Source organism: Pseudomonas sp. B10, from assembly GCF_900156235.1.
Classification (GTDB): Bacteria; Pseudomonadota; Gammaproteobacteria; order Pseudomonadales; family Pseudomonadaceae; genus Aquipseudomonas; species Aquipseudomonas siliginis.
Genome location: NZ_LT707063.1, coordinates 4,947,622 through 4,968,231, shown reverse-complemented (window position 1 = coordinate 4,968,231; position 20,610 = coordinate 4,947,622). Strand labels below are relative to the sequence as shown.

The window sequence follows — 20,610 nt, the reverse complement described above, 5'->3', positions numbered from 1 at the left end:
ATGTCAAAATTCTTCATCGACCGTCCGATTTTCGCCTGGGTAATCGCCCTGGTGATCATGCTGGTCGGGGCACTTTCGATCCTGAAATTGCCGATCAACCAATACCCGAGCATCGCGCCACCGGCCATTGCGATCCAGGTGACCTACCCGGGTGCGTCCGCACAAACCGTGCAGGACACCGTGGTGCAGGTCATCGAGCAACAGCTCAACGGTATCGACAACCTGCGTTATGTGTCGTCGGAAAGTAACTCCGACGGCAGCATGACCATCACCGCGACCTTCGAGCAAGGCACCAACTCCGACACCGCGCAGGTCCAGGTCCAGAACAAGCTGAACCTGGCCACCCCGCTGCTGCCGCAGGAAGTGCAGCAACAGGGTATCCGCGTGACCAAGGCAGTGAAGAACTTCCTGCTGGTGATCGGCGTGGTGTCGCGTGACGGCAGCATGACCAAGGACGACCTGTCCAACTACATCGTGTCGAACATGCAGGACCCGATCTCGCGGACCGCCGGTGTCGGTGACTTCCAGGTCTTCGGTGCGCAGTACGCGATGCGTATCTGGCTCGACCCGGCCAAGTTGAACAACTTCAACCTGACCCCGGTCGACGTGAAGAATGCGATTGCCGCGCAGAACGTCCAGGTGTCGTCCGGTCAGCTCGGTGGCTTGCCTGCCGTGCAGGGCCAGCAACTGAACGCGACGATCATCGGCAAGACCCGTCTGCAGACTGCTGAGCAGTTCAAGGAAATCCTGCTCAAGGTCAACAAGGACGGTTCGCAGGTTCGCCTCAAAGACGTGGCTGAAGTCGGCCTCGGCGGTGAGAACTACGCGATCAGTGCCCAGTTCAACGGCAGCCCGGCTTCCGGTCTGGCGGTGAAACTGGCCAACGGCGCCAACGCCCTCGATACCGCCAAAGCGCTGCGCAACACCATCGACAGCCTCAAGCCGTTCTTCCCGCAAGGCATGGAAGTGGTGTTCCCGTATGACACCACCCCGGTGGTGACCGAGTCGATCAAAGGCGTGGTGCACACCCTGGTCGAAGCGATCGCGCTGGTGTTCCTGGTGATGTTCCTGTTCCTGCAGAACTTCCGCGCCACCGTCATCACCACGATGACCGTGCCAGTGGTACTGCTCGGTACGTTCGGCATCCTCGCCGCCGCCGGTTTCAGCATCAACACCCTGACCATGTTCGGCATGGTGCTGGCCATCGGTCTGCTGGTGGACGACGCCATCGTCGTGGTGGAAAACGTCGAGCGGGTGATGAGCGAAGAAGGCTTGTCACCGAAGGAAGCGACGAAGAAGTCCATGGGCCAGATCCAGGGCGCACTGGTCGGTATCGCCCTCGTGCTCTCGGCGGTACTGCTGCCGATGGCATTCTTCAGCGGCTCCACCGGTGTGATCTACAAGCAGTTCTCGATCACCATCGTGTCGGCGATGGCCCTGTCGGTACTGGTTGCCCTGATCTTCACCCCGGCGCTGTGCGCAACCATGCTCAAGCCGATTCCGAAAGGCGAGCACGGTACCCCGAAGAAAGGTTTCTTCGGCTGGTTCAACCGTAACTTCGACCGTGGCGTACGCAGCTACGAGCGTGGCGTCGGCAACATGCTGACCCGCAAGGCGCCGTATCTGCTGGCGTATCTGCTGATCGTCGTGGGCATGATCTGGCTGTTCACCCGCATCCCGACCGCGTTCCTCCCGGAAGAAGACCAGGGCGTTCTTTTCGCCCAGGTGCAGACCCCGGCCGGTTCCAGTGCCCAGCGCACGCAGGTGGTGGTGGATGAAATGCGTGAGTATCTGCTGCGTCCGAACAAGGACGGCGGTGAAGCGGACGCGGTTGCTTCGGTGTTTACCGTGACCGGCTTCAACTTCGCCGGCCGTGGCCAGAGCTCGGGTATGGCGTTCATCATGCTCAAGCCGTGGGGCGAACGTAACGCCGACAACAGCGTGTTCAACCTCGCTGCGCGTGCCCAGCAACACTTCTTCAGCTTCCGCGACGCGATGGTGTTTGCCTTCGCCCCGCCAGCGGTTCTGGAATTGGGTAACGCCACCGGTTTCGACGTATTCCTGCAAGACCGCGCCGGTATTGGTCACGAAAAACTGATGGAAGCGCGCAACCAGTTCCTCGGCATGGCGGCGCAAAGCAAGGTGCTGACCCAGGTGCGTCCGAACGGCCTGAACGATGAGCCGCAGTTCCAGCTGGAGATCGATGACGAGAAGGCCAGTGCCCTCGGCATCACCATCAGCGACATCAACAACACCCTGTCGATCGCGCTGGGCAGTAGCTACGTCAACGACTTCATCGACCGTGGTCGGGTGAAGAAAGTCTACGTGCAGGGCCAGCCGGACTCGCGCATGAGCCCCGAAGACCTGAAGAAGTGGTACGTGCGCAACGCCGAAGGCACCATGGTTCCGTTCTCGGCGTTCGCCAAGGGCGAGTGGGTCTACGGTTCGCCGAAACTGGCGCGCTACAACGGTGTGGAAGCGGTCGAAGTCCTCGGGGCTCCGGCGCCGGGCTACTCCACCGGTGAAGCGATGGCTGAAGTCGAAGCGATTGCCAAGAAGCTGCCGGCCGGTGTCGGTATCTCCTGGACCGGTCTGTCATACGAGGAGCGTCTGTCCGGCTCGCAAGCGCCAGCGCTGTACGCCCTGTCGCTGCTGATGGTGTTCCTGTGTCTGGCGGCGCTGTATGAAAGCTGGTCGATTCCGATCGCGGTCATGCTCGTGGTACCGCTGGGGATCATCGGCGCACTGATGGCCACCAGCCTGCGCGGTCTGTCCAACGACGTGTACTTCCAGGTGGGGTTGTTGACGACCATCGGTCTGGCGGCTAAAAACGCCATTCTGATCGTCGAATTCGCCAAGGAACTGCATGAACAGGGACGCAGCCTGCGTGAAGCGGCAATCGAAGCCTGCCGCATGCGTCTGCGCCCGATCATCATGACCTCGCTGGCCTTCGTTCTCGGTGTTGTGCCGCTGGCGATTTCCACCGGCGCCGGTTCAGGCAGTCAGCACGCGATCGGTACCGGCGTGATTGGCGGTATGCTCACGGCCACGATCCTGGCGATCTTCTGGGTCCCACTGTTCTTCGTTACTGTGTCGTCCATCGGTCAGCGCAAAAAGACCGACGTGGATGAGACTACTGAAACTCCTAAAGAGGCTGGCCAATGAGCAAGTCGCTACTCTCCATCGCAGTCGCCGCCTTCGTGCTGAGCGGTTGCTCGCTGATACCTGACTATCAGCAGCCTGAGGCTCCGGTCGCAGGCCAGTACCCGCAGGGGCCGGCATATTCGCCGGCCCAGGCTCCGGCGCAAGCCGCTGCCGAACAGGGCTGGAAGCAGTTTTTCCATGACCCTGCACTGCAACAGCTGATCCAGGTCGCCCTGGAAAACAACCGCGACCTGCGTGTCGCGGCGCTGAACATCGACGCTTACGCGGCGCAGTACCGCATCCAGCGCGCCGACCTGTTCCCGGCAGTGTCGGCCAATGCCGCCGGCAGCCGCCAGCGTCTGCCGGCCCGTGCCTCGCAGACCGGCGAGTCGATGATCAGCAGCTCCTACTCGGCTACCGTCGGCGTCAGCGCCTACGAACTCGACCTGTTCGGTCGGGTGCGCAGCCTGAGCGAGCAAGCGTTGCAACAGTACTTCGCCACAGAAGAAGCGCGCCGTAGCACCCAGATCAGTCTGGTCGCCAACGTCGCCAATGCCTACCTGACCTGGCAGGCGGACAAAGAACTGCTCAAGCTGACGCAGGACACCCTCGGTGCCTTCGAAGAAAGCTACAAGCTGACCAGCCGCAGCAACGAAGTCGGTGTGGCTTCGGCGCTGGATCTGGCGCAGTCGCGCACTTCCGTGGAAAACGCCCGGGCGCAACTGGCGCGTTATACCCGCCAGGTCGCGCAGGACGAAAACAGCCTGACCCTGCTGCTCGGCACCGGTATTCCGGCCAATCTGCAAGCCGCCAAACCGCTGTCTGATGATCTGCTCAGCGACGTACCGGCCGGTCTGCCTTCGGACCTGCTGCAACGTCGTCCGGACATCCTCCAGGCCGAGTACAACCTGAAGGCGGCCAACGCCAACATCGGCGCGGCGCGTGCAGCGTTCTTCCCGAGCATCAGTCTGACCGCCAACGCGGGCAGCCTGAGCCCGGATCTGTCCGGTCTGTTCAAGGGTGGTTCGGGGACGTGGCTGTTCCAGCCGCAGATCAACCTGCCGATCTTCAACGCCGGCAGCCTGCGCGCCAGCCTCGACTACGCCAAGATCCAGAAGGACATTGGCGTGGCGAACTACGAGAAGTCCATCCAGACCGCCTTCCAGGAAGTCGCCGACGGCCTCGCCGCCCGCCAGACCTACACCGAGCAGCTGCAAGCGCAGCGTGACTTCGTTCAGGCCAACCAGGATTACTACCGCCTGGCCGAACGTCGCTACCGCATCGGCGTCGACAGCAACCTGACCTTCCTCGATGCCCAGCGTCAGTTGTTCAGCGCGCAACAATCGTTGATCACCGACCGCCTCGCGCAGCTGACCAGTGCGGTCAACCTGTACAAGGCACTGGGCGGTGGCTGGAATGCGCAGACCGCGCAGAACGAAGCGCTGAAAGAAGAAGCGCCGAAGATGAAGCTGTTCTGATCATCATCGAGTGAAACGAGAAGCCCACCGACTGGTGGGCTTTTTGTTGCCTGCCATAAAACTGCGTTGTCTTGTCAGGCCTCATCGCTGGCAAGCCAGCTCCCACAATGTTCTGTGGTGTACCCAAATTTGTGAGCGATGCAAAAATCTGTGGGAGCTGGCTTGCCAGCGATGAGGCCCTCACATTCACCCAATAACCGGCTGAATCTTGCGTTCGATAACCGCCCAAAACCCGCTTTCAGCAATTGAACCCGAGCATACAGGCCCTTCACCATTCGCCTCAGAAAACCAATAACAACAAGGTTCGACACCATGCTCCAGCGCCCTGCCCCGCCTGGCTGACCGCCACCGCTGCATCTCAGACCTGCATCAAGTTGCCTGCGCCGCACCCGCCGCGACAGCGCCGCCGTTCGCCCTAAAAAAACAAGAGAGACCCAAGTCCATGACAGTTTTCCCTGTGCCCCACACATTGCCCGCTGTGATCGCCCTGGCCATCGCCGGTCTGGCCCTGCCAGCCAGCGCCGAAGAAGGCGGCTTCGTTGAAGGCGCCAAGGTCAACCTCAACCTGCGCAACTTCTACATCAACCGCAACTTCACCAACCCGACCAAGGCCCAAGGCAAAGCTGAAGAGTGGACGCAGAGTTTCATCCTCGACGCCAGATCCGGCTTTACCCAAGGCACCGTCGGTTTCGGCATGGACGTACTCGGGCTGTATTCGGTCAAGCTCGATGGCGGTAAAGGCACCGGCGGCACACAGTTGTTGCCGCTGGACCATGACGGGCGCCCGGCGGATAACTTCGGCCGCACCAACGTCGCGTTCAAGGCCAAGCTTTCGCAGACCGAAGTCAAGGTCGGCGAGTGGATGCCGGTGCTGCCGATCCTGCGTTCGGACGACGGTCGTTCGCTGCCGCAGACCTTCCGTGGCGGCCAGATCACCTCCAAGGAAATCGCCGGCCTGACCCTCTATGGCGGCCAGTTCCGCGCCAACAGCCCGCGCGACGACAGCAGCATGAGCGACATGTCGATGACCGGCAAAGCCGCGTTCACCTCTGATCGTTTCAACTTCCAAGGCGGCGAATACCTGTTCAACGACAAGCGCACGCAGATCGGCTTATGGAACGCGCAGCTCAAGGACATCTATAGCCAGCAGCACCTCAACGTGCTGCACAGCCAGCCGCTCGGCGACTGGACGCTGGGCGCCAACCTCGGCTTTTTCTATGGCAAGGAAGATGGCAGCGCGCGTGCCGGCGACCTGGACAACAAGACCTGGTACGGCATGTTTTCGGCCAAGTACGGCGGCAACACGTTCTACCTCGGCTTGCAGAAATTGACCGGCGACAGCGCGTGGATGCGGGTCAACGGCACCAGTGGCGGGACGCTGGCTAACGACAGCTACAACGCCAGTTATGACAACGCTCAGGAACGCTCCTGGCAGTTGCGCCACGACTACAACTTCGCCGCCATGGGCATCCCCGGCCTGACCCTGATGAACCGCTACATCAGCGGCGACAACGTGCACACCGGGACGATCACCGACGGCAAGGAATGGGGCCGCGAATCGGAACTGGGCTACACGGTGCAGAGCGGCACGTTGAAGGATTTGAACATCAGATGGCGCAACTCGACCATGCGCCGCGACTTCAGCAACAACGAGTTCGACGAGAACCGATTGATCGTCAGCTACCCGATCAGCCTGCTGTAACCAAGCATGCTCCCACAGGGAAATGCATTCCAATGTGGGAGCGAGCCTGCTCGCGAAGGCGTCAGTGGCAACAACCTCACTCGCGGGATTCAACCCCGAGTTCATCCCACACCGATTCGGCCAGATGAAACGTCGCGTTCGCCGCCGGGATGCCGCAGTAGATTGCGCTCTGCATGATCACTTCCTTGATCTCGCCACGGCTGACGCCGTTGTTGGCTGCCGCGCGCAGGTGCAGTTTCAGTTCGCCCTCGCGGTTCATGCCGATCAGCATGGCGATAGTGATCAGGCTGCGGGTATGGCGTGGCAGGCCCGGGCGGGTCCAGATGTCGCCCCAGGCGTGGCGGGTGATCATCTCCTGAAATTCGGAGTTGAACTCGGTCAGGGTGGTCAGGCTGCGATCAACGTGGGCATCGCCCAGCACCGCGCGGCGGACTTGCATGCCTTCGTCGTAACGTTGTTTCTCGTCCACAAATTCTTCCTCACTGAGCCTGCAAAAACGCCAGCACACGGTCGCTGAAATCGGCGCCGGCCTGCACGTTGGACAAATGCGCCGCATCAAACTCGGCGTACTCGGCACCGCGCACATGGTCGCGAATGAAATGCCCGCCGGACGGCGGCGTCACCGCATCTTCGCTGCCGGCAATCACCAGCAACGGCACGTTGATCGAAGCCAGTTGTTCACGGAAATCGGCGTCGCGCACGGCCGCGCAGTTGGCCGCATAACCTTGTGGATTGGTTGCGGCAAGCATGTCGGTAATCTTCTTCGCCGCCTCGGGATGCGCTGCGGAAAAGTCCGGGGTGAACCAGCGCGCAATCGAGGCATCACGCAGCGCGACCATCGCCGCCGGGCCGTCGCGCAGTACGGTTTCGATGCGCGGATTCCATACCGACGGATCGCCGATTTTCGCCGCCGTGTTGCACACGATCAGTTTGTGCAGACGATGGCCGGCATTGATCCCCAGCCACTGACCGATCAGCCCGCCCATCGACAACCCGCAGAAATGCGCGCGCTCGATATGCAGCGCATCGAGCAGACCGAGCACGTCGCGACCGAGTTGTTCGATGCTGTACGGCCCTTCGGTGACCAGCGATTGCCCATGGCCGCGCGTGTCGAAACGCAGCACGCGGAAATGCTCGGCGAACGCCGGCATCTGCGCGTCCCACATGTGCAGGTCGGTGCCCAGCGAGTTGGACAGCACCAGCACCGGCGCAGCGGCCGGGCCTTCTATTTGATAATGCAGTTCGCCATCGGCGAGTTGAACGAAAGCCACAGCCCTCTCCTTCAGACAGTCAAAGCGTTGTGTTCGGCCACCGCGCGCTCGACCCAGGCTTGCGCCTGGCCAAGGTAATGCGCGGGGTTCAGAAGATCATCGAGTTCAGCGCCACTGAGTTCGGCGGTGACTTGCGGCTCGTCAGCCAGCACCGCACGCAAATGGCGTTGCTCGGCCACGGCGCGTTTGCAGCATTGTTCGAGCAAGTGATGCGCGGTGTCGCGGCCGACGCGTTGGGCGAGGACGATGCTCACCGCTTCGGCCAGCACCAGGCCTTGGGTCAATTCGAGGTTGCGGGCCATGCGCGCCGCGTCGACTTCCAGACCGTCGGCCAGCAAGCGCGCCTGTTGCAGCGAACCGGACACCAGGCAGCAGATTTCCGGCAGGGTTTCCCATTCGGCATGCCACAAACCGAGGCTGCGTTCGTGCTCCTGCGGCATCGCGCTGAACAGCGTCGACACCAGCCCCGGCACTCGCGTGGCCGCGCCGATCAGCACCGCCGCGCCGACCGGATTGCGTTTGTGCGGCATGGTCGACGAACCGCCCTTGCCCGGTGCCGCAGGCTCAAAAACCTCCGCTGCTTCGGTCTGCATCAACAGGCTGATGTCGCGGCCGAATTTGCCGAGGCTGCCGGCGATCAGGCCAAGCACCGCGCCGAACTCGACGATGCGGTCACGCTGGGTGTGCCACGGTTGCTCGGGCAGCGTCAGTTGCAGCTCTTCGGCCAAGGCCTCAGCGATCGGCAACGCCTGTGCCCCCAGCGCCGCGAGCGTGCCGGAGGCGCCACCGAATTGCAGCACCAGCAGACGCGGTTTCAGTTGTTGCAGACGCTGACGGCTGCGCGTCACAGCGCCCAGCCATCCGGCGATTTTCATCCCGAGGGTCACTGGCGTCGCGTGTTGCAGCCAGGTGCGACCGGCCAGTGGCGTGGTGGCGAAACGTTGTGCCTGAACGGCGAGCGAGTCGGCCAGTTGTGCCAGTTGGTTTTCGATCAGCACCAGCGCCTGGCGTAATTGCAGGACTAGCCCGGAATCCATCACGTCCTGACTGGTCGCGCCCAGATGGACATAGCGCTCGGCTTCGGCATCGCTCGAAGCGATCTGCTTGCCCAAGGCCTTGACCAGTGGAATCGCCGAATTGCCGGCCGTGGCAATCGCCTCGCCCAGCGCCGCGAAGTCATACAGGCCCGAGTCGCACGCTGCGGCAATCGGTGCCACGGCCGATGAAGGAATCAGCCCGACCCGCGCCTCGGCCCGGGCCAGCGCCGCTTCGAAATCAAGCATCGCCTGCACCCGGCCCTGATCGCAGAACACTTCGCGCATATCGCGGGCGGTGAAGTAGGCATCGAACAATTGATTGCCCGGTCGCTGAGTCATAAACAGTCCTTGCCGGCGCGGGCCTCGCAGCCCGCGCACATGGGTTTACAGATCGTGGTGCAGATACTTCGCCTGTTTGGGCAAACGCAGGCTGAACAGGAAAGCCACCGCCATCATCGCCGTAACGTACCAGTAGAAGGCGTTTTCCATCCCGCCGGCCTTGAGGCTCAGGGCAACGAACTCTGCCGAACCACCGAAGATTGCATTGGCCACCGCGTAAGCCAGGCCGACACCGAGGGCGCGCACTTCCGGCGGGAACATCTCGGCTTTTACCAGACCGCTGATCGAGGTGTAGAAGCTCACAATCGCCAGCGCCAGGGTGATCAGTACGAAGGCGAGGAACGGGCTGCTGATGCTTTTCAGGCTGAGCAGAATCGGCACAGTGAACAGCGTGCCGAGGGCGCCGAACCAGAGCATCGAGTTCCGTCGGCCGATCTTGTCGGCGAGCATGCCGAACAACGGCTGCATGCACATATACAGGAACAGCGCGCCGGTCATGATGTAGCTGGCGGTCTTGGCGTGCATCCCGGCGGTGTTCACCAGGTATTTCTGCATGTAGGTGGTGAAGGTGTAGAAAATCAGCGAGCCGCCAGCGGTGTAGCCGAGCACGGTGATGAACGCCGCTTTGTGATCGCGAAACAGTGCAGTGATGCTGCCGGCGTCTTTGTGCGCACGGGTTTCCTTATTGGTGGTTTCCTTCAGCGAACGACGCAGGAACAGCGAAATCAGCGCCGCCACCGCACCGACCACGAACGGGATCCGCCAGCCGTAGGCACGCAGGTCTTCTTCAGTGAGGAACTGTTGCAGCACCACCACCAGCGACACCGCCAGCAGTTGTCCGCCGATCAGGGTCACGTACTGGAACGAGGCGAAGAATCCGCGCTGGCCCTTGAGCGCGACTTCGCTCATGTAAGTCGCGGTGGTGCCGTACTCGCCGCCGACCGACAGACCTTGCAGCAAACGCGCGAACAGCAACAGCACCGGTGCCCAGACGCCGATGTCCTTGTAGGTCGGCAAGCAGGCAATCAGCAGCGAGCCGAAGCACATCATCAGAATCGAGATGAGCATCGAGTTTTTGCGCCCGTGCTTGTCAGCGACCCGGCCGAAAATCCAGCCACCAATCGGCCGCATCAGGAAGCCGGCAGCGAACACGCCAGCGGTGTTGACCAGTTGCACGGTGGGGTTATCGGAGGGGAAAAACGCCGGGGCGAAATAGATCGCACAGAAGGCATAGACGTAGAAGTCAAACCATTCGACGAGGTTGCCGGAGGAAGCGCCGACAATGGCGAAGATGCGCTTGCTGCGCTCTTCGCCGGTGTAGTGGGAGGTGGTGGTTGTCATTGTTTTTGCACTCGATAGGGACAGTCAAAGTCTAGACACACTTTGCAACAGTCCCGTTCCACATCGGATCATCACCCACGTCTGGATCAGCCATTGTGGCGAGGGGATTTATCCCCGCTCGAGTGCGAAGCACTCGCAAATCAGATACACGCGGTTCATCTGAATACCGCGCCGACTGGTTTTTGGGGCTGCTTCGCAGCCCAGCGGGGATAAATCCCCTCACCACAGGGACTCTGTCCTGCAGAGGATTTGGGGTGTTCTCTCAATAATCGAAAAACACCGTCTCGGCATCGGTGCCCTGCAGAACCACATTCCACTGGTACACACCCGACGCATCGGCCTTGGCCAGCAACGTCTGGCGACGCTCCGCCGGCACACATTCGAGCAACGGGTCAGCCACGTTCGCCGGTTCACCTTCAAAATAAATCCGCGTCAGCAAGTGCTTGACCAGACCACGGGCAAACACCAGCACCACTAGATGCGGCGCCTGGGTCGAGCCTTTCAACCCCGGCACGGTGCCCGGTTTGATCGTGGTGAAACGGAAGCGCCCTTCGGCATCCACCGGTACCCGGCCAAAGCCTTCGAAATTCGGATCGAGCGGTTTGTCCTGCTGATCTTCCGGGTGGTCGTACTTGCCGGCGGCATTGGCCTGCCAGACTTCAAGCATGGCATCGTTGACGACATCGCCGTTGCCGTCGACCACCTGGCCGGTGATCGCCACGCGCTCGCCGAGGGTCAGCTCGTTGGCCAGGGTTTCGCGGTTCAGCCAGGTCAGGCCGATGTGGTAATACGGCCCGACGGTGTGGGACGTGGTCGCATAGAGCGTCATCTTATTTCTCCATCGGCGTGGCTTCACGGCCGCGCAGCACGATGTCCCAGCGGTAACCGAGGGCGTAGGACGGAATGGTTTTTTCCAGATCGAAAGCAGCGATCAGGCGTTCCTTGGCCGAAGTGTCCGGCACGCAGTTGTAGATCGGGTCATACGCCAGCAGCGGGTCGCCGGGGAAGTACATCTGCGTGACCAGACGCGTAAGGATGCTCGGCCCGAACAGGGAAAAGTGGATGTGCGCCGGGCGCCAGGCGTTGTGGTGGTTGCCCCACGGATAGGCGCCGGGCTTGATGGTCTGGAACTGGTACCAGCCATCGGCATCGGTGACGGTGCGGCCGGTGCCGGTGAAGTTCGGGTCCAGCGGCGCGTCGTGCAGGTCGCGGGCATGGTTGTAGCGGCCGGCGGCATTGGCCTGCCAGATCTCCACCAGAATCCCCGGCACCGGCAGGCCGTCTTCGTCGAGCACACGGCCGTGAATGATGATGCGCTCGCCCAGCGGCTCGCCGTCGTGCTGCGCGGTCAGGTCATTGTCCTTCTCGGCAACATGCTCGGCACCGATGGTCGGCCCGGTGATTTCCGACAGCGAGTGCGGCAGGTGCACCAACGGCTTGGACGGCGAGCGCAGGTTGGTGGATTGATACGTCGGGTGCAGGTAGTCAGGCTGTGTGCCTGCCTGTGGGCGACGGTAACCAGGCTTGTCAGTCATTTCGCTTTCCTCAGTTCTTGTAAGTGCCGCAGCGCGTCAGACACGTTCGATGGCCAGGGCCAGACCCTGGCCAACACCGACGCACATGGTCGCCAGACCTTTCTTGCCGCCAGTCTTTTCCAGATGATGCAGGGCGGTCAGCACCAGCCGCGCACCGCTCATGCCCAACGGGTGACCGAGGGCAATCGCGCCGCCATTCGGGTTGACCTGCGGCGCATCGTCGGCCAGACCCAACTCGCGCAATACCGCGAGGCCCTGGCTGGCAAACGCTTCGTTGAGCTCGATCACGTCGAAATCGCTGACCGCGACGCCGAGGCGCTCGGTCAGTTTGCGCACCGCCGGCACCGGGCCAATGCCCATCACCCGTGGTGCAACACCGGCGCTGGCCATGCCGAGCACTTTTGCGCGAGCAGTCAGGCCGTGTTTTTTCACCGCTTCGGCTGACGCCAGAATCAGCGCAGCAGCACCATCATTGACCCCGGAGGCATTGCCGGCGGTGACGGTTTTGTCCGCGCCGTTGACCGGTTTCAACTTGGTCAACGCTTCAATCGTGGTATCGGCGCGCGGATGTTCGTCCTCGCTGACCACGGTTTCGCCCTTTTTGTGGGCGATCCGTACTTCAACAATTTCTTCGGCGAAGTAACCGGCGGCCTGCGCGGCGGCGGTACGTTGCTGACTGCGCAAGGCAAAGGCGTCCTGATCTTCGCGCGAAACCTTGTAGTCGTCGGCGACGTTGTCAGCGGTTTGCGGCATGGCATCGACGCCGTACTGCGCCTTCATCAGCGGGTTGATGAAACGCCAGCCGATGGTGGTGTCTTCCAGTTTCATGTTGCGCGAGAACGCCGCGTCGGCCTTGCCCATCACGAACGGCGCGCGGGACATCGACTCGACGCCGCCGGCAATCGCCAGCTCCATTTCGCCGCTGGCGATCGCACGGAATGCAGTACCGATCGCGTCCATGCCCGAAGCGCAGAGACGATTGAGCGTAACGCCGGGCACGCTGTCCGGCAGACCGGCGAGCAGCAATGCCATGCGCGCAACGTTGCGGTTGTCCTCGCCGGCCTGGTTGGCGCAGCCGAGGAACACCTCATCGACGGCGTTCCAGTCCACCGATGGATTGCGCTCCATCAGGGCCTTGATCGGCACGGCGGCGAGGTCATCGGCGCGCACGGCGGACAATGCGCCACCGAAGCGGCCAATGGGGGTGCGAATCGCGTCGCAGATATACACGTCACGCATCATGCTTCTCCCGGCGCCTGACCGTGGGCGGCAGCGGTGCGCGCTTCAAGATCACGCAGTGCGGTCAACTCGACTTCGGTCGGCTCAGCGGTGGTTTCAACGGAGTCGGCAAAACGAATCGCCCAACCGGTGGCGGCGACCACTTGCTCGCGGCTCACGCCCGGATGCAGCGCGGTGACCACGAATTCGTGGGTGCCCTCCTCCGGTTCCATGATGCACAGGTCGGTGATGATGCCCACCGGCCCGGCGCCCGGCAGGCCCAGACGTTTACGCGAATCGCCACCTTCGCCGTGACCGACCGAGGTGATGAAGTCGAGCTTGTCGACAAACGACCGCGCCGACTGTTTGAGGATGATCAACACGCTTTTCGCCGAACCGGCAATCTCCGGCGCGCCACCGGCACCCGGCAGACGCACTTTTGGCGCGTGGTAGTCGCCGACCACGGTGGTGTTGATGTTGCCGAAACGGTCGACCTGCGCGGCGCCGAGAAAACCGACGTCGATGCGCCCGCCCTGCAGCCAGTAGCGAAAAATCTCACCGGTCGGCACCACGGTGTCGGCGGTCTCGGCCAGCTCACCGTCACCGATGGACAAAGGCAGTACGCTCGGCTTGGCGCCAATCGGGCCGGATTCGTAGATCAGCACCACGTCCGGCGATGAAGTCAAGCGCGCGAGGTTGGCGGCTTTCGATGGCAGGCCGATGCCGACGAAGCATACCGAGCCGTTCTTCAGGCGCCGGGCCGCCGCGACGGTCATCATTTCATTGGTGGTGTAAGTCATTACTTGGCCTCCGAAGCAGCGGCCAATTTGGCCTGGAATTCGCTGAAGTCAGCGCAGCCATGGATGTATTCGTTGATCCACGCGGTAAACGTCTCACGGTCACGAGCGATCGGGTCCCACGCCTGATAGAAACGATTGTCACGCTCGGTGTAACCGTGGGCGTAGGACGGATGCGCGCCACCCGGCACATGGCAGACCGCACTCAAGGCCCAGGTCGGCAGTACGCAAGCGTTCATCGGTGCGTTGAGGTCGTCGACGATTTCTTCCACGGTGACGATGCAACGCTTGGCCGCCAGCGCGGCTTCTTTCTGCACACCGAGAATGCCCCAGAGCAACACGTTGCCCTTGCGGTCGGCTTTTTGCGCATGAATCACGGTGACGTCCGGGCGTACCGATGGCACTGCCGCCAGCACTTCGCCGGTGAACGGGCAGGTCACGGTTTTGATCAGCGGATTGACCTTCGGCAGGTCGGAGCCGGCGTAGGCACGCAGGACCGCGAACGGCAGGCCGGACGCGCCGGCAACGTAGGCGTTGGCTAGGTCGGCGTGGCTGTGCTCTTCGATTTCCAGCGCGTGCGGCCACTGCTTTTCGACCGCGTCACGCAGGCGGTGCAGCGAGCCCACACCCGGGTTGCCGCCCCAGGAGAAAATCAGTTTGCGCGCGCAACCGGCGCCGATCAGTTGGTCGTAGATCAGGTCAGGCGTCATCCGCACCAGCGTCAGATCTTTCTTGCCTTGACGAATGATTTCATGACCCGCTGCCGTAGGGATCAGGTGAGTGAAGCCTTCGAGGGCGACGGTATCGCCGTCGTTGACGAATTGCTTCACCGCGTCGTGCAGCGAAAGGATCTCAGCCATGGAGCGGGCTCCTGTTCTTGTAAGGAATCGCCAGTGATAAAAAGGCGCGAGGTTCAGCGCCGGAGTCACTGAAGATTAAGCTCGGGAAATTCGCCAAACAATCCGATAATCGACTGAGTGTTCGTTTATCGAACGGATTGTTGTTCAGCTAACAATCAGATCAAAAGCTTCGCGAGCAGGCTCGCTCCCACCTTGGAATGCATTCCAGAATGTGGGAGCGAGCCTGCTCGCGAAGGGGCCAGCCTGTTCAATAACGATCTGCGCCCGACTCAGGTCGCATCCGCATGACTGACCATGCCTTTGATCAACACCGCCGCCGTCGCCAAACCGGCCGGAATCACCAGTGCGGTCAGCACTTGCTCGAAATTCCAGCCCAGGCCAAGCAAGGTTGCGCCCATCCACGCGCCGAGGATCGCGCCAAAGCGGCCGATGCCGAGCATCCACGACACCCCGGTCGCACGGCCCTGGGTCGGGTAGAAGCGCGCGGCCAATGACGGCATCGCCGATTGCGCGCCGTTAACGCACATGCCCGCCACCAGTACCAGCGTCGCCAGCAAGGTGATGTTGCCCAGGCTCTGCCCCACGGCGTAGGCAAACACCCCGGCCAGCAGGTAGAAAATGCCGATGACCTTGTGCGGATTGAAGCGGTCCATCGCCCAGCCCACCCCGACCGCGCTCAACACGCCGCCAAACTGGAACAACGCACCGATGAACGCAGCCTGTTCCATGCTCGCGCCGCTGTCGCGCATCAGCGTCGGCAGCCAACTGGTCAGCAGGTACACAATCACCAGGCCCATGAAATAGGTCAGCCACAACAGCAGCGTGCCGGTGCTGTAAGTACCGGAGAAAATCACCGCAAAGACATTGCGCGCCTTGACGGTTTTCTGTTCCGGCACGCTGAAGCTCGCAGCCTGGGCGACGGTAACCGGATCTATCGGTGCCAGGGTCTTGCGTACTTTGTCGGTGCCACGGTTGCGCACCACCAGGTAGCGCGCCGATTCCGGCAGCCAGAACACCAATACCACGGCGAGGATCAGCGGCAGGATCCCGCCGATCATCAGCAGCGCGTGCCAGCCGAATGCCGGGATCAGTTTTGCCGAGATGAAACCGCCGCCGGCCATGCCGAGGTTGAAGCCGCAGAACATGCTGGTCACCAGCAGAGACTTCTTGCGCTCCGGGGTGTATTCCGAGAGCAGGGTCGTCGCGTTGGGCATGCCCGCGCCGAGACCGAGGCCGGTGAGGAAGCGCAACACCAGCAGTTGCTCGACGTTAGTGCTGTAGGCCGAGGCCAGGCTGAAGCCGCCGAACAGAATCACCGCGCCGACGAGTACGACTTTGCGCCCGAAGCGGTCAGCCAGAGGGCCGGAGCCGAGTGCACCGAAGACCATGCCGATCAGCGCGGCACTCATCACCGGGCCGAGGCTCGCGCGGTCGATACCCCAGTCTTGCGACAGCGCCGGGGCGATGAAGCCCATGGCGGCGGTGTCGAGGCCGTCGAGAAATACGATCAGGAAACACAGGATTACCACTCGCCACTGATAGCGCGAGATCGGTTGGGCGTTGATGAAGGTCTGCACATCGAGGCAGTTACCCACAGCGGACTGAGGCTGGTTCATTATTTTTATTCCACGCAAAAAACGCAGTCGAACGGCGGCCGGCCAAAGGAAGGCACGGTCACAAGAATAGAAGGTTGTAATCAGGCGTTGCGGTGAACCCGGCAACAACGGGTGGGATACAGACAGTCGGGGAGCGAGCGCATGGTGAGTTGCCTCTTGTCATTATTATGGGGTCGACAGTCCGGCGAGCTCATTCACATCAGCGCCGGATGACGCTGCCGCGACATTAATGATCCGAGGGTTTTAGCGTCAATTCGATAAACGCAACACTGTGCGTTTATCGAACAGCTTCCTCAGGCGAACAACTGCGCACTGAGGTCGCGACTGGCGCTGAGCAGGCCGGGCAAGAAGCGCTGCTCCAGTTCCGCGCGGCTGACTCGCCCGGCGTGGGTGCTGACATTCAGCGCGGCGACCACTTGCCCCGAGGCGTCGTACACCGGCACGGCGATCGAGCGCAGGCCCTGTTCCAGTTCCTGATCGACAATGCACCAGCCCTGCTGCCGCACCTGCTGCAAACATTCGAGCAAAGCGTCGGAGGTATGGATGGTGCGGCTGGTCTTGGCCACCAGTTCGGCGTGGTCGAGGTATTCGCCCAGGGAAGTGTCATCCAGTGCCGCTAGCAGAATCCGCCCCATCGACGTGCAATACGCCGGCAACCGCCCACCGACGGAAAGGTCGACCGAGATCAATCGCTGAGTGGTCGCCGAACGAGCGATATAGAGAATGTCATCGCCCTCCAGTGTCGCCATGTTGCAGGCTTCGTGCAGTTGCTCGCTCATACGGTCGAGATACGGTTGGGCGGAGACGGCCAGGGGTGTCGAGGACAGATAGGCATGGCCGAGGGTCAGCACTTTCGGCAGCAGCGAATAGGTGCGCCCGTCGGTGGTGGCGTAGCCGAGCTTGATCAGCGTGTGCAGGCAACGGCGCACGGCGGCGCGGGGGATTTCCGTGCGGTGGCTGATCTGCGCGATGGTCAGGTGGCGTTTGCGTTCCTGAAACGCCTGCACCACGGCCAGACCACGGGCCAGGGACGTCATGAAATCCGGATCACCGGTCAGCGCCTGAATGCGCTTGGCCGGCGAGGCGACGATGGGCGGCGCCACCGACGTGAAGGAGTTGCGCATTTGATCGTTCATTTCTTGTCCTTGTCCGGCACGCATCGATGCCTAGTCAAACGGCTCACCGCGCGATGCACAAGCACCGGGGCGCCAACATTGGGCGATTATCGAACCGCAGACCGATAATCGCAATCCAGTGCCCCGCCCTCCTCTTCATCTTCGAGGCAGCATTAGCGATTCTGCTCGCAACTTAGTTGTTCCAGTTAATGGCGCCAAAAACAGAACGCCGGTTCTATAACGCTGTCTTTACACTTAACTAGCGGCAAAAGTTGCCAGCAACAAAACCATCACACATTCAGAACCGTTTTTAACTTGGCAAAGATAGTCATTCCCGAATCGGCCGCTATAATGCACCCTAGTCGCGGCGCTTTAATCAAAAGCCCGCGACTTGCTGAAACGAGGTCCTTCGTCTCAGCTCCGGCCAGCGCCCGGCGCCCATCACACATGCAACGCCAGCGCTCGCTGAAACAGGAAACTGATGCTGCGTCAGTTTTTATCTGGTGCCGTAGCCGCCTGTAACACGGAAGTCTTGATCGCCTCTGCAATGTCTCCGCGCCTGATCGGGCTGTGGATGACTGGCGGGCTCGCTCAATTGACTCGTTGCAGTGTGTTTCACCGGATATTCAATTCAACTCATACAGGTAGCACCGTGACGAAAGACGAACTGCGCGCGGAACTAGAGCGCCAGGAACAACGTTACAAGGAAGTTTACGGCGGGGAAGTCACCACCTACGCCGCTCAGCCGGAACCGGAACGCAAGGCATGGCGCAAGCGCCCTACTGTCCAGGATCAGGTGTTCAAGCAGGAAATCGAAAAGATCGAAAAGGAACTCAAAGCCGAAGAGCCATGAGCCATGGCGGTTGAGCATTCGAAAGTCGGCGTCCGCCTGAGCCACAGCGCGGTGGAAGACGACACCTCGCGCGCCCGCTATCTGCGGGCAGCGGCTGCATCGCTGTTCTGGGGCTTATGAACGAGCGTCCCACAGGTTTCAGAGATATTTCAGACAAGCGTTTGAGCCTTTGCGATGTCTGAAAAAACGGCTCGAAAATATAGTTTATTCAATAAAATCAAGTAGTTGAAAAACCCTGCGTGCTGCTTGGTTTTCACGCCCTGCAACAAATTAAATCGAAGAAGGGTGTGACCAGTGAGCAGACGGGGCATCGATTTCCTGTCTTTTCTGGCATAATCGCGCCCCCTTACGACCGGGTCAGAAAACCTTCATGATCGATTTATTCAGCGGACTGGATGCTTGGGTGCTTGTGAGCCTCTTGCTCGCCCTGACGTTTGTCCTCGCCTTCGAGTTCATCAATGGATTTCATGACACCGCTAACGCGGTAGCCACTGTTATCTACACCAAAGCCATGCCGCCACACCTGGCGGTGTTCTTTTCCGGTGTGTTCAATTTCCTCGGCGTGCTGCTGGGCGGCGTGGGTGTGGCGTATGCCATCGTCCACTTGCTGCCGGTTGAACTGCTGATCAATGTGAACACCGGCCATGGCCTGGCGATGGTGTTCTCGTTGCTCGCCGCGGCAATCGCCTGGAATTTGGGCACCTGGTACTTCGGTATCCCGGCTTCCAGCTCGCACACCCTGATCGGCTCGATCCTCGGCGTCGGCCTGGCCAACGCGCTGATCAACGACATTCCGTTGAGAGATGGCGTGAACTGGCAGAAAGCGATCGACATCGGCGCCTCGCTGGTGTTCTCGCCGATGGCCGGCTTCCTCATCGCCGCGCTGGTGCTGATCGGCCTGAAATGGTGGCGCCCGCTGTCGAAGATGCACAAGACGCCGGAACAGCGTCGCAAGATCGACGACAAAAAGCACCCGCCGTTCTGGAACCGTCTGGTCCTGGTGATCTCGGCCATGGCCGTGAGCTTCGTGCACGGTTCCAACGACGGCCAGAAAGGCATCGGCCTGATCATGCTGGTGCTGATCGGTATCGTCCCGGCGCAGTTCGTACTCGACCTGAACAGCACCACCTACCAGATCGAACGCACCCGCGACGCGACCCTGCACCTGAGCCAGTTCTACCAGCGCAACGCCGATTCGCTGGGTGAGTTCCTGGCCCTGGGCAAGAGCGTGGAAGGCGACCTGCCGGAGAAATTCCGCTGCAACCCGCAGCAGACCGAACCGACCATCACCGCCCTGCTGCATACCCTCAAAGGTGTAGCGGACTACCATTCGCTGTCGTCGGACAGCCGCATCGAAGTGCGTCGCTACCTGCTCTGCCTGGACGACACGGCGAAGAAAGTCGGCAAGCTGCCTGGCCTCGAAGCCCGTGAAAAGGCTGACCTCGACAAGCTGCGCAAAGACCTGACCACCACCACTGAATACGCGCCGTTCTGGGTGATTCTGGCGGTCGCCCTGGCACTGGGCCTGGGCACCATGGTCGGCTGGAAGCGCGTAGTGCTGACCATTGGCGAGAAGATCGGCAAGCAGGGCATGACCTATTCCCAGGGCATGTCGGCGCAGATCACCACCGCCAGTCTGATCGGCATGGCCAACATCTTCAGCCTGCCAGTGTCGACCACTCATGTGTTGTCTTCGGGTGTGGCCGGGACCATGGTTGCCAACAAGAGCGGCCTGCAGGGTGGCACGGTGAAGACTATTCTGCTGGCCTGGGTACTGACCTTGCCAGCGACCGTGGCGCTGTCGGCCGGGTTGTTCTGGTTGGCTTCGAAGGCTTTGGGTAGTTGATCTTTAGCTGCTTTTGAAGGAGGCGCGATTCTTTGGAATCGCGCCTTTTTTGTTTTTTGGATTGGGGGCATATCCGTTGCTGCGGGTGCTGCCGCTGGCGGTTTCGCTCTTACAGCGAGTCACCTTTTTCAGACGCCAAAAAGGTAACCCAAAAGGCTTTGCCCCGGCGTACGGCCCGCTCGCTGGGGCTCGGGGTACCTTCGTTACGGGACCGATCCGGGCGCAGCGGCTCCGGTTGGCTTCGCTGCACCTACACTCGCTGTGTACGACTGCGTCGTACGGTCGCTGCGCTCCCACCCCCGGATCGATCCCGTAACGAAGCCTGCCGAAGGGGCAAAAGATCAAACGCCAGAGCAAAAGCAGAAGCAGAAGCCAGATCAAAAGATCGCTGCCTTCGGCAGCTCCACAGTTGGATCACGTGAATTCGATAGGAATTGGTTGCCTCGCAGATCGCCATC

16 protein-coding genes are annotated in these 20,610 nt (G+C 61.3%); 5 read left to right on the top strand and 11 right to left on the bottom strand.

Features of this window, described 5'->3' with window-relative positions; genetic code table 11:
• From emhB to BXA01_RS22480, 3 genes are all read left to right on the top strand, one after another.
• Positions 1-3,165, top strand: coding sequence for an efflux RND transporter permease subunit EmhB (gene emhB / locus BXA01_RS22490; RefSeq protein WP_076566312.1), 3,165 nt, complete (start codon positions 1-3; stop codon positions 3,163-3,165).
• Positions 3,162-4,622 carry an efflux RND transporter outer membrane subunit EmhC gene (gene emhC / locus BXA01_RS22485; protein WP_076566310.1) on the top strand — a complete coding sequence of 487 codons (1,461 nt, stop codon included), beginning with the start codon at positions 3,162-3,164 and terminating at the stop codon, positions 4,620-4,622. The genes emhB and emhC overlap by 4 nt, the downstream gene beginning before the upstream one ends.
• A gap of 442 nt (positions 4,623-5,064) precedes the next feature.
• Positions 5,065-6,324 carry an OprD family porin gene (locus BXA01_RS22480; protein WP_076566308.1) on the top strand — a complete coding sequence of 420 codons (1,260 nt, stop codon included), beginning with the start codon at positions 5,065-5,067 and terminating at the stop codon, positions 6,322-6,324.
• Between the two features lie 76 nt (positions 6,325-6,400).
• On the opposite strand, the gene pcaC is transcribed toward BXA01_RS22480, so the two are convergent.
• The 11 genes from pcaC to pcaR all read right to left on the bottom strand — a co-directional run bounded on the left by pcaC (position 6,401) and on the right by pcaR (position 17,474).
• Positions 6,401-6,793: a 4-carboxymuconolactone decarboxylase gene (gene pcaC, locus BXA01_RS22475; protein WP_007917093.1), complete on the bottom strand. Its 393-nt coding sequence runs from the start codon at positions 6,791-6,793 to the stop codon at positions 6,401-6,403.
• A gap of 10 nt (positions 6,794-6,803) precedes the next feature.
• Positions 6,804-7,595 carry a 3-oxoadipate enol-lactonase gene (gene pcaD, locus BXA01_RS22470; protein ID WP_076566306.1) on the bottom strand — a complete coding sequence of 264 codons (792 nt, stop codon included), beginning with the start codon at positions 7,593-7,595 and terminating at the stop codon, positions 6,804-6,806.
• A gap of 11 nt (positions 7,596-7,606) precedes the next feature.
• Entirely contained in the window at positions 7,607-8,971 is a 1,365-nt protein-coding gene (locus BXA01_RS22465; RefSeq protein WP_076566304.1) for a 3-carboxy-cis,cis-muconate cycloisomerase, read from the bottom strand.
• Between the two features lie 45 nt (positions 8,972-9,016).
• Positions 9,017-10,312, bottom strand: a complete 1,296-nt coding sequence (locus BXA01_RS22460) for an MFS family transporter (protein ID WP_041478914.1) — start codon at positions 10,310-10,312, stop codon at positions 9,017-9,019.
• Positions 10,313-10,574: 262 nt separating this feature from the next.
• Positions 10,575-11,141 carry a protocatechuate 3,4-dioxygenase subunit alpha gene (pcaG, locus tag BXA01_RS22455; protein WP_076566302.1) on the bottom strand — a complete coding sequence of 189 codons (567 nt, stop codon included), beginning with the start codon at positions 11,139-11,141 and terminating at the stop codon, positions 10,575-10,577.
• Between the two features lies 1 nt (position 11,142).
• Positions 11,143-11,847, bottom strand: coding sequence for a protocatechuate 3,4-dioxygenase subunit beta (gene pcaH / locus BXA01_RS22450; RefSeq protein WP_076566301.1), 705 nt, complete (start codon positions 11,845-11,847; stop codon positions 11,143-11,145).
• A 36-nt stretch (positions 11,848-11,883) separates the two neighbouring features.
• Entirely contained in the window at positions 11,884-13,089 is a 1,206-nt protein-coding gene (pcaF, locus tag BXA01_RS22445) for a 3-oxoadipyl-CoA thiolase (RefSeq protein ID WP_172834017.1), read from the bottom strand.
• Positions 13,086-13,865 (bottom strand): CoA-transferase subunit beta, encoded by a 780-nt coding sequence (locus BXA01_RS22440; protein WP_071174622.1) that lies wholly within the window; start codon positions 13,863-13,865, stop codon positions 13,086-13,088. The genes pcaF and BXA01_RS22440 overlap by 4 nt, the downstream gene beginning before the upstream one ends.
• The gene (locus BXA01_RS22435) at positions 13,865-14,722 is read right to left on the bottom strand and encodes a CoA transferase subunit A (RefSeq protein ID WP_024011937.1); all 858 of its coding nucleotides are present in this window, start codon (positions 14,720-14,722) and stop codon (positions 13,865-13,867) included. Before BXA01_RS22435 ends, BXA01_RS22440 begins: the two co-directional genes overlap by 1 nt.
• Positions 14,723-14,991: 269 nt before the next feature.
• A complete protein-coding gene (locus BXA01_RS22430; RefSeq protein WP_073475852.1) occupies positions 14,992-16,338 on the bottom strand; it encodes an MFS transporter in 1,347 nt (448 codons plus the stop codon).
• A 293-nt stretch (positions 16,339-16,631) separates the two neighbouring features.
• Positions 16,632-17,474 carry a pca regulon transcriptional regulator PcaR gene (gene pcaR, locus BXA01_RS22425; protein ID WP_041478920.1) on the bottom strand — a complete coding sequence of 281 codons (843 nt, stop codon included), beginning with the start codon at positions 17,472-17,474 and terminating at the stop codon, positions 16,632-16,634.
• A 631-nt stretch (positions 17,475-18,105) separates the two neighbouring features.
• On the opposite strand from pcaR, the gene BXA01_RS22420 reads away from it, so the two are divergent.
• On the top strand, positions 18,106-18,306 hold the full coding sequence (locus BXA01_RS22420; protein WP_008080067.1) for a hypothetical protein: 201 nt from the start codon (positions 18,106-18,108) through the stop codon (positions 18,304-18,306).
• Between the two features lie 370 nt (positions 18,307-18,676).
• On the top strand, positions 18,677-20,152 hold the full coding sequence (locus BXA01_RS22415; RefSeq protein WP_016771345.1) for an inorganic phosphate transporter: 1,476 nt from the start codon (positions 18,677-18,679) through the stop codon (positions 20,150-20,152).
• Positions 20,153-20,610 lie beyond the last annotated feature (458 nt).